The organism is Fibrobacter sp., from assembly GCF_017545445.1.
GTDB lineage: Bacteria > Fibrobacterota > Fibrobacteria > Fibrobacterales > Fibrobacteraceae > Fibrobacter.
Map to the genome: position 1 here is coordinate 1 of NZ_JAFWOM010000154.1, position 10,727 is coordinate 10,727.

Annotated in this window: 6 protein-coding genes, 2 tRNA genes and 1 pseudogene; 7 read left to right on the forward strand and 2 right to left on the reverse strand. The window is 44.7% G+C overall.

Features of this window, described 5'->3' with window-relative positions:
• Positions 1-73 precede the first annotated feature (73 nt).
• A tRNA-Tyr gene (locus IKG78_RS18005) sits at positions 74-156 on the reverse strand.
• 9 nt (positions 157-165) lie between these two features.
• Positions 166-238 (reverse strand) — tRNA-Thr (locus IKG78_RS18010).
• A 349-nt stretch (positions 239-587) separates the two neighbouring features.
• Between IKG78_RS18010 and IKG78_RS18015 the strand changes: the two genes are divergently transcribed.
• From IKG78_RS18015 to IKG78_RS18045, 7 genes and pseudogenes are all read left to right on the forward strand, one after another.
• Positions 588-3,953: a DNA translocase FtsK gene (locus tag IKG78_RS18015; RefSeq protein ID WP_290946065.1), complete on the forward strand. Its 3,366-nt coding sequence runs from the start codon at positions 588-590 to the stop codon at positions 3,951-3,953.
• A gap of 50 nt (positions 3,954-4,003) precedes the next feature.
• A complete protein-coding gene (locus IKG78_RS18020) occupies positions 4,004-6,553 on the forward strand; it encodes a hypothetical protein (RefSeq protein ID WP_290946067.1) in 2,550 nt (849 codons plus the stop codon).
• A 65-nt stretch (positions 6,554-6,618) separates the two neighbouring features.
• Positions 6,619-7,449, forward strand: a complete 831-nt coding sequence (locus tag IKG78_RS18025) for a hypothetical protein (RefSeq protein WP_290946069.1) — start codon at positions 6,619-6,621, stop codon at positions 7,447-7,449.
• 20 nt (positions 7,450-7,469) lie between these two features.
• Positions 7,470-7,838 (forward strand): hypothetical protein, encoded by a 369-nt coding sequence (locus IKG78_RS18030; protein ID WP_290946071.1) that lies wholly within the window; start codon positions 7,470-7,472, stop codon positions 7,836-7,838.
• Positions 7,839-7,926: 88 nt separating this feature from the next.
• Positions 7,927-8,340 carry a thioesterase family protein gene (locus IKG78_RS18035; protein ID WP_290946073.1) on the forward strand — a complete coding sequence of 138 codons (414 nt, stop codon included), beginning with the start codon at positions 7,927-7,929 and terminating at the stop codon, positions 8,338-8,340.
• Positions 8,341-8,367: 27 nt separating this feature from the next.
• Complete coding sequence (locus IKG78_RS18040) at positions 8,368-9,663, forward strand: replication-associated recombination protein A (RefSeq protein ID WP_290946075.1); 1,296 nt, start codon at positions 8,368-8,370, stop codon at positions 9,661-9,663.
• 397 nt (positions 9,664-10,060) lie between these two features.
• Positions 10,061-10,727 (forward strand): annotated as a pseudogene (locus IKG78_RS18045) (hypothetical protein); the annotation flags it as partial.

Below are 10,727 nucleotides of genomic sequence, written 5' to 3' on the forward strand. Positions count from 1 at the left end.
GGAAGTGCTCTACCACTGAGCTACCTGGGCATAAGCCCTACGATGCCTTTGACACCGTAGGGCTTGATTGTCGTGGGTCGTCGTGGTTTCGAACCACGGTAGGCGTAAGCCAACGGATTTACAGTCCGTCCCCTTTAACCACTCGGGCAACGACCCATTATGTTAAGCCAAAGATAGGAATCGAACCTACGACCGGCTGATTACAAATCAGCTGCTCTACCAGCTGAGCTACTTTGGCACTCTGCTCAAGTCCTTGAAAAACTAAAGCGTGGCAAATTTAATAAGATTTACCGGGGTTTGTCAACAAGAATCGCGTTTCTTTTGAAAAAAAATTGATTTTTTCTAAAAAAAGAGTAAACAAAGTAGAGAAAAGACTGTTAGTTGAGTGTTGATAGATTTTTTAGTGCAAAAATGAGCAACAAATTAGACCAGAGTACGGCTCAGTAATCACAAAACGAATCACATAATATATCGTTGCCTGAGTTATATAAGCATGTTTAAATATGATGCGCTTGCCCCATTTCACCCACGACGCCTTGAGTAAAATGATATATTGTGAAAAAGTATAGATTATGAACAGGATTCCAATGCCAACCATTCTTGATGAATTTAGTCTTCCAAAAGCCGGAACATTTAATAAAGTAGAGTTCGAACCTAGCGTCGATCAAGGTCTTGGGGAATCTATTCTCAAAATTCTGAAATCGTTTAACATTGAAGGTAAAATTGTCGGGACAGAGACCGGCCCCATTGTGACCAGCGTCTATTTTGCGCCGGCATCGGGTGTTCGCGTAAGTTCTGTCGAAGAACGTGCGGACGATTTGCAAATCAGGCTGGGAGTGGCGAGCTTAAAGATTTCGATGGCAGCCGAAAAGAGGGCCGTCGCCATAGAAATTCCAAATACAAAACCCTGCAAAATTCAGTTCGGCAACGTATTTCATTCAGATTGCAGCCACATGCAGTTGCCAGCGGCTCTGGGCGTAGACACAAAAGGCAACTCGGTATATTTGGATATCACAAAGACTCCGCACATGTTGATTGCGGGGCAAACGGGTTCCGGCAAGTCGGTCTGCCTCAATTCAATCATAGTTTCGCTGGCCCTTAATTGCCGTCCAGCCGATTTGCAGTTCTTGCTTATCGACCCGAAACGCGTGGAATTTTTCCCGTACGAAAAGATGCACAATCTGGTTTCTGGCCATGTCATTAAAGAAGTTGACGAAGCTTTGCAATCCTTGATGTGGCTTGTTCAAGAAATGGAAGCCCGCAATGTCATTCTTGAAAAATGCCGTTGCAGGAACATTAAAGATTTCAAGCGCAAACTGAATCTTGGACAAATAGAAGACATGCCTATTCCTTTTACTCAGGACATGCCTTACATTGTCGCCGTCGTAGACGAATATGCGGACTTAATGATGCGTTCGCCTAAGGAATTGGTCGACTGTATTATGAAGCTTGCACAAAAAGCCCGTAATGTCGGAATTCACCTAATTCTCGCAACGCAACGTCCAAGCACAAAGATTATCTCGGGAGACATCAAGGCGAATATTCCCGCAAGAATCGCCCTGAAAACGGCTACGGCAGTCGACTCTTCTACCATTCTTGGTTTTGGTGGTGCCGAGAAGCTTTTGGGAAAGGGCGACATGCTGCTTTCGACAGATGGACCCGTCAAGAGAATTCACGGATGCTACATATCTGACGAAGAAATAAAGAAGGCGATTTCGTTGTTGCCGACGAGGGATATGTTCCATTTCAACCGAAAGGATTTGTTCTTGACCGATTTCGAGTTGTTCTGGAACGAACGTTTCAAGGAGCGCCCGACCTGGGGTGAAATCAACGCCGTAAGCAAGGCCGCATTGGAACATATAAATGATTATTTGGAAAATAAAGAAATCGAAGTTAACCAGGGCATTGCCAAAGAAGAACTCACAAACATTTGGCAAGAGCTAGAAAAGGCCGTAAAAAATGAAGAACTGTGCGAGCTGATTGCCAAACGATTCTTGCCCCAAACGCCTATCGCGGAATCGGAATTTACGAAGCTCGTTATTTACACGAATTTTTATTTCAAGGATAGCGAAGCAATCCACCCCTTCATGAAATTCATTCTTGAAAAAGCTGTTAAAGAAAGCGACAAGACAGCCTTAATGACTGTAAAACATTTCAGCAGTTCCGCCTATTACGACAGAAACATACTCCAAAAGGAGATAAAGACCATGTGCGACAACAACGAAATGTCGAAAGAATTTATTTACGAACACTTCGCCGATTTCAAGTCGGTTATCGTCGATTGGGCAAAAGAAGGCGATGAAAAGGCTGAAACCATTCTATTTGAAAATTATAAAGATTTTGTAAAGCATAATAGTAACTTTGACAATTCGATCGTAACAATAGTTGATAAAAAAATCAAAACAGGAAATTATGATGAAAAAATTATAGACATCGTCTATGAATACTTTGAAACCTTTAATACAACAATAGTTGATTGGGTGAAAAACGGTGATAAAAGAGCCCAAAATTTCTTTTTGGAAAATTATAAACAAATCCTACACTTAAATGATTATACAACTAATCCTTTGAGCTATGATAGTGATGAAGACTATTTTACTTTTACAGGTTTATCCGATTCTGTAATCGAAGACGCATTAATCATCTGCACAAAAGACGGCGATGAAAGAGCGAAAGATATCGTTTACAGTTATCCCCTCTCTTACAACTTTATAGATATATTGTTTAAATGGGCTGGAAACAATGACGAAAGGGCTCAAAAAATCATTATAGACTGTTATGAAAACCCTAAACCCAAAAACCAAACAGTAGCCTTGTTTTTTTCTGAGACCATTATTGTACCTACCGTGCCAAAAAGAAATCCTAAAATAGATGATTTTGCGAGTATATTCGTTAGACACGCAGCTCACAATATATACGATAAATCACTTGATCGAAAACCGAATATTTGGGCGATAAATTTCGTCTGCTCGCATTTAGACATTTTTAAACAAAGTATAATCAATTTATTTGAAAAAGCATCCTCTTGGAGTTATAACATCGTAGCTCATTTTGTTAATTCAATTATTCAATTGGCGAACGAAGATAATAATGATGCCTTTGAAATAGCCCAATACCTAACTGGAAAAGAAATTTTTAGTAATTATCTTCAAACTGGCGATAAAAACATTATAAAACAATTTCTTATATATAAATATTGGCCTCGAAATAGTCCTTGCAAAGCAAATTGTATCTACTTTATACAAAATGAGGGTAAAGATACCATTATAACATGGGCAAAAAAAGTTCCAGAAGCGATAGAGTTTATTTATGCCGAATATTATGATTTTCGTAAAAAAATCAATGTTAATGAGTTTGTAATAGAATTTGCAAAAAACGGAAACAACACAGCCATAGAAATCGTCTGCGAGAACAATAAAAAAGAAGAATTTGAAGACTGCTTGATAGAATTGATTAAGCAGGGTAATAAAACGGCAATCTATAAATGCCGCTCAAATATAAAATTTAAAGACGGCTTAATAAAATTGGCTATGCAAGGTAACGAAACTGCCAAATCAGCAATATATGACCTATTCAAAAGATACTTCTTTATAAAAGATAACTACGATTTTGACGAAAACGACAAAAATGAATTCACCAATTGCTATGATTTTGCGATGGTTGTAACGCATTGGGCTTTAAATGGAAAAAATGATGATTGCGCAAAGACGATTATCTATGAACATTATAAAACCTTTGATTTTGAGAAAATCCTTGTAAAGATGGCTCTTGCTGGAGACCATAAGGCCAGAGAAGTTATTTACAAACATGAATTGTCATTTAAAGACTGTATTGTAGAATTAGCAAATACTGATGAAAGAGCAAAAGAAATTGTTCGCAAAAATTCTTATAATATTTGGAGAGACCTGAGATCTACAAAAAAATTTGTAGATTTATTTTTCCCGCAAAAATGAATCACATAATAGGAAGGCGGAACAAGTCAAACCTCTTTTTTAAGGAAATTATGAACAATTTTTACCTTCCTGAGTTTTTTGTTGGCGAAGAAAATTACGGTCTAGAAGTTTTCGAGCATGTCGGGAACGAAAAGACGCTCTTTTCGCTCTTGGACATTCTGCAGAGCGACCGCGAATTTGACATTTTCGGGAATTTGTGCGAAGAGTGGTTGAAGTTCAGGAAAGACGAAACCCGAGTGCGCGCCGTAGTGGAAAAAGCCTACGGAATGAGTCTTGAAGAACTCAAAACCAAAGCCCGCCCAATTGACGACACCCTGAAAGAACACGACCTGCAATTTTTCCATGAATCCAGCGTTTCATTCAAGGTAAGAGGCGATTTGGTCGCTCTTGGCCTTGTCGGCAGGGACGATTTTGTTTCCGGGGCAATTTCTGTCCATACGGAGCAACTTTTGTCTAAAATCCGTACAGATTGGGAGCTATTCGACTCGAAGCCGAGTTATGCGGCAGTCCAGAAGCGCTACGAAGAACATTCCGCGGAAGCATTGCCCAAAATCACGCAGTCGCCATACATCGACTGGGGCGAAAAGAAGCTCGAAAGGAGCAGTGGCTTTGCCAAAGGTTCCTGGAGCGTCAAAGACAAATCAAAAGAACGCATGTTTATCTTCAAGTCGGACATCGAATTTGCGAAGGAATGCCTCCGCCGCGATTACGAAGAAGCCTCAGAAGAATTGGCCATCATGCAGCTTTGCGACGCAAGGCGCACGGGCAACCGTCGCTTTCCGCGCTTCGGCTGGATTTGGCCGCAACAGTGCTGCATCCTTGGCCGCAAGGAATTGCTGAAACATCCCGGCAAAAAGAGCGAGTGGAATTCCCTTTATGCAATTGTTTCCGCCTCTGCGCTAGACGATCCCCTCAAGAAATCCATATTGTCAAAAATCGACAGTATGGAACAGTGCGATTCTACAAACAAGCCGCTTTTCAAGGGGAACACCCTAAAAAATGTACAGATAAAATCTCACTATCAAGTTCATTTGGACAAGGCCGAGATGGAAGCAGTCCTCCCGCTGATTACCGAGGCGGCAATCCCCGTGTACAAACGGTGGGATGACGACGCGTCGTCGGACGATGGCGACGATTTTGACGAGAACTTCTCTTTCGAAAACATGACCGATGCCGGCGTGAAAGCGTTCCTTGACGACATGGGTGATTCCGTCCTTGAACGGCTGGCCTCGACCATGAAGCAAAAACAGATTGTAGATGCCATAAGCACCATCTACAAAAAGTTCCCCGTAGAATCGTTTAAGGATTTCGAACTGTTCTCGAGCAACAGGGAATTTTGGGAAACCTACGACCCCTTGAAAAATGGCGTCCGGGGACTCGGTGTCGCGGACTTGTCGCACATGGCTTCTGCCGTTCTTGCCGAGATGGCAAAATACCGTGGAACAAATGGAGTCACCTTTTTTAATGGTAACGCCAAAATCACGGAAAAGTCCGGCATCTGCTATATCGAGGATTACGCCATGACGCCCGACGTCGCGAAGTACTACCGCGAACAGTACCTGCCAAAACTCCGTTTCAATGCGTTCACGAACGGACAAGGTCGAATGTGCATGAATGTGAACGACAACGAATATACCGACTTGTTTGCAGCTGGCCTTTTGAAGGCGATGTTCGGTAACGGCAAGGGGTATAGTGTCGGCGGCCCGATCGACACGCTGGCCGGGTATGTCGAATTCATAAAGCAACTAGCAAAGCATTTTGACCAGGTGCAAAAATTGGTGCCGGAACTTTCGAGCAGCTCGGATGACTTGCTGAAATCCGAAAACCTTTGGCCTAATATCAGCATCGAAAACTTGTTGCTCCTCTTGGGCGACATTGCGGAGTATCGAAATCCTGTAAAAATCCCGGAGGGCTACACCGCGCTAGTCTATGCGTTGCTGGTGTCCGCCTACCCGAATTACGAAGACCGTTTCAATTTTTTGGAAAACAAGAGCCTTTTCTATACCAAAATCGATGTTGAAAACGGTGCCGATGCCAACAGAAAGTTCAAGAGCGACTATGTGTTCGTGGACGAAGCTTCTGCATCGAACAGGTTTGCGGCTATTGAGCGGAACTGCATCGTATTGGATAGGGCGCTGCGTAACAGCGATATGCCCGTATGGTCAGCGGCTATCATGGCGGGGCTTTTAAAAAGCAGCAAAGACAACCTAACGGAGTTGTTTGAATTGCCGGGAACCGCCGAATCCGGGATCGATGTTAAAATTGGAACCAAGGAACTGATTTCCCGAAAGCCAACCGTTTACAGCTACCTGGAATGCGACGCGGACTACGAAAGTGAAATTTCGCTGGGAGAGTCGATTGACAAATTCCTAGGACAATTTTATGGGCTGGGAACAGACCTTTCGTTGGCGATTTCTAGTGCCGAGGGCGATAGAGCACGCATTGCCGAAATGGCGCGGTGCGTCTCGGAAAAAGAAAGCCGCTTCGTGAACGACATCAATAGTCAAACGAAGGATATGGCCGTGGTACAGTTCAATTTTTCAACATCAAGGCCATTGACAAGGCTTAGTCGAGAAAAAAACATATTGACGCTGAATTAGGTCACTAGACGACCCCGAAATGAATCACATAATAAGTGGCGAACACCTTTCCAATGGAGAATAAAATGGAAAAGAACACGCACTTCGTCACTTTCGCCTATTCCAAAAACTTCCACGGTCGCGAACCCAGCTATTTCGTTGATCACGGCGAGGGTATCGGTTACGACCTTCAGTTGGAAGGGGTATTGTACACTTCCAGCCGTGAAGAGGCCGAACACGATATCGTCAAATATGTAAAGAACTGCACCAACAACGAAAAGCCCCTTTTCGGCTTCCGTATGCTGGAACGCCCCGGTAACGCGTTCCTCATTACCACCGCAGAAGGGAGTGGCGAACGGATTTCTGAAAGCTGGTATGGCCCCAACGGCACACTCCTTGAAAAAAGCGAAACCTCCACCTTTTCTAGCGACCCCGAAGAAAAACGGATTTTCAAGGGCTGGAAAAATTTCAAATTCCAACCGGGCGACATCGTGGAGTTCTATACGCCCAAAAATCATTATGTGGGTGTGGGCGTCGTGAGAACCTGTGCCATCCCTCCTGAAATAGCCGAAACAGAACTCAACGGTCAAGGGAAAAGGTTCGGATATGAAAGAGACTTTGTGCAAATCATGACTCCGAACCTCAACAACGACGGGTTTATTGAAATCGGCTCATCATTCAAGTATTCTACAGTCAGGGTTCACCCTGTTAACATTTTCAAGCCTAGCTTGCCTCTGGACAAGAGGGACGAGCGAATCTTTCGATTCGTCGAAGAAACCGACAAGAGGAAGAATGAATTGCTGGACCAAATTGCAAAAGACAAGGAAGAGGAACAACGCAAAAAAGAAGCCGAGGAACGTAAACGCAAAGCTTTTATGAACGCAGCCTCCAACTTTTGCTGTGACGGATTCGAATAATTTAATAACTCAGGATATACATGAAAAAACTCTGCATTATATTGTTCGCAAGTTTTGTCGCCGGAACTTTCATCGGCGACTTTTTTCAACAAAAAAATGTTCAGCCTAAAAACACATTACATTGCCCATCAGGTTTTATCGAATGGAATAAAACCTGGTATTTGCCAATCGATAGAATCGACAAGAATGGCGATTCCATAAAGATTGTCGAAAAACATTTTTTTGAAGGATGCCATCCGTTTATGAACGAAAACTCAAATAATTCCGCTTATGTAGACACCATTTACGAAACGATCATTACGGGAATTTTCAATCAACGAACATTACAATGGATCGCCGCAGATACAATCAGAACAATAAGAACTAAGAAAGAATACAACCAAAATTAATTCAATCCCTTAGATTCTAATTCCAAATTTCCAAACTCATTTTACTACTTTATATCTCTGAAAGTACCACCCATATATAATTACATTCATGGACAACAATTACTCTTTTACAACTCGCATTCAAGTCCGCTACGCAGAAACTGACGCCATGGGCATCGTCCACCACGCCACCTACCCCATTTGGTTTGAGCAAGCACGCGTTGACTTTTTCCGTGCCGTGGGCGCCCCTTACGACGAAGTTGAACGCGAAGGTTTTGCAAGCCCCGTCCTCGAATTGAACGTGCAATACAAGCGCCCGTGCCGTTTTGGGGACTTTGTCGATGTCGAAACAAGGCTGGTACACGAAGGCCGCTGCAAGTACAAATTCCTTTACCAAGTCACTTTGAACGGCGAACTCTGCACGACCGGCTATTCCATCCACGTGTTCACGAAAGGCGGAGTTCCGACCCGCGACAAGCCCGAATGCATCAAGAAAGTCGAAGACAAACTTTTTAGCGACTAATAATAGAGCAACTTTTCAGGCACGACCATGGACGCCCCCTTAGCAGAACGCCTCCGCCCGCAAAACTTGGACGAGTTCCTCGGCCAAAACAAGATTCTTGGCCAGCAGAGCTTGCTTCGCAAGAGCCTTGAAAGCGACACCGTCCCCAGCATGATTTTCTGGGGGCCTCCGGGTTGCGGAAAGACGAGCCTCGCCCACGTTATCCGCCAGCACACCAAGAAGCGTTTCGTCGCACTCTCGGCTGTGGCAAGCGGCGTGAAAGAGGTCAAGGAAGTTCTCGCGGACGCTCGCCAGATGAAAAAAGCGTTCATGGACACGATACTTTTCATCGACGAAATCCACCGCTTTAACAAGGGGCAACAGGACGCACTCCTCGGTGCCGTGGAAGACGGCACGGTAACGCTCATCGGCGCGACCACGGAGAATCCGGGCTTTGAAGTGAACGGGGCTTTGCTCAGCCGCTGCCAACTGATTTTGTTCGCACCCTTAAGCAAAGAGGACTTGCGGACGCTCATTTTCAGCGCATTGCGAGACCATCCACGCGGACTCCAACTCAAGGATGTCGAAGTCGAAGACGCGGTTGTCGATAAACTCATCGCGCAATCCGAAGGCGATGCACGATTCCTGCTGAACCAGCTTGAATGGATTGGCAAGAACCTCGGCGACAACAAAGTTATCGACGAAAAGCTGCTCGAAGAATTCCAGTACAAGAAGCCTCTGCGTTATGACAAGAGCGGCGAAGAACATTACAACTTGATTTCGGCGTTGCACAAGTCTGTGCGTGGTTCCGATCCGGACGCAGCACTTTACTGGATGCACCGCATGCTGCAAGGCGGCGAAGACCCGCGATTCATTTTACGGCGTCTCATGCGAATGTCAATGGAAGACATTGGACTAGCCGACCCGAACGCATTACTGCTTGCGACATCTGCCCGCGAAGCGTATGACTTCATGGGAATCCCGGAAGGCTTGATTGCACTTGACGAGTTCGCCGTTTATCTGGCACTCGCACCCAAGAGCAACAGCCTCGAACTCGCAGGCATGAAGGCAGACGCCATCGTAAAGCAGACGGGAACGCTCCCCGTGCCACGCGCCTACCGCAATTCCGTCACCCGCGTCGGGAAGCAACTCGGCTACGGGAACGGCTACGAGTACGACCACGACAGTCCGGGCGGCTACTCCGCGCAGGAGCACTTGCCCACGCAACTTGTCGGCACGACGATTTACGAACCCAAGCCTTACGGACGCGAAAAAGCACTCGGCGAACGCCTCGCACAGTTGAAGCAACTGAAGAAAGAGCGGAAAGAACGGGAAGGGAAGTAGACAGTAGGAAGTAGGAAGTAGGAAGTAAGAAGTAAGAAGTTAGAAGTTAGAAGTTAGAAGGAAACGTCATCCTGAACGAATGTGAAGGATCCAGTCATTTTTGTTTATGCGTTACAAGACTTCACTGGATCCCCCTTCGGAGGATGACAGTGAGTGGAACGGTCGAGGATGACTGCGGAAGAAGAAAGAAAGAAACGTCATCCTGAGGCGAAGCCGAATGGATCCAGTCATTGACGGTGTGTGGGAGTAGGAAGTTAGAAGGAAGAGGTATTAGGTTTTAGGAGTTAGGTCTTAGGTAAATAATCGCGGCAAAGCCGCCTTATAATAGATGCACAAAGTGCATGATACTAATCCTAACACCTATAACCTGTAACCTAATACCTATTGGAGGGATAAAATGGACTTAACAGCAATCAAAAAATACCCGAGTCAAATCTCGACGGCGTTCAAGCGGTTTCCACTCGCAGTGGCGTTTGCCATTTTTACGACCATCGCATTTATCTACGTTTTTGAAAGCCACAGTTTGCTAACCGATAGCAAATTACTTTTTTGGCTGTTCTTCTATCCGATTGCGGCCACGATGATAGCCCTCACGATTTCGCTGGTCCAGGAATCCCGGAAAAAATTCAGCATTATCCCCCATGTCGTCGCCGAGGCCGTATGGTTAGCCGTTTCCATCGCACTAACCTTTTACTATGTTTCAACCGACAACAATACCGAACACACTTATGTCTTGGTAACAGGGCTATTTATCTATACAACCGTATTCTTGAGCATTTTCATCGCTCCGTTCTTCAAGCAAAAAGACGAAAACGGATTCTGGGTATTCTTGGTGAAGAACGCCAAAGCCGCTGTCATCGCTGGCGCAATTTCTGTATTCCTGCTCATTGCCATTAACGGTCTCCTATTCGGATTTTTCAACCTGTTCGACATCAAAGTCTCAGACAAACCTTTTATCTATTCGGCGATTATCTGTTCATGCACCATATTCCCCATCTTGTTTTTCTCTGGCATTCCCTCCATTGATGAATGCCTACAAGAAGCACCTGCTTTGAACAAATTCC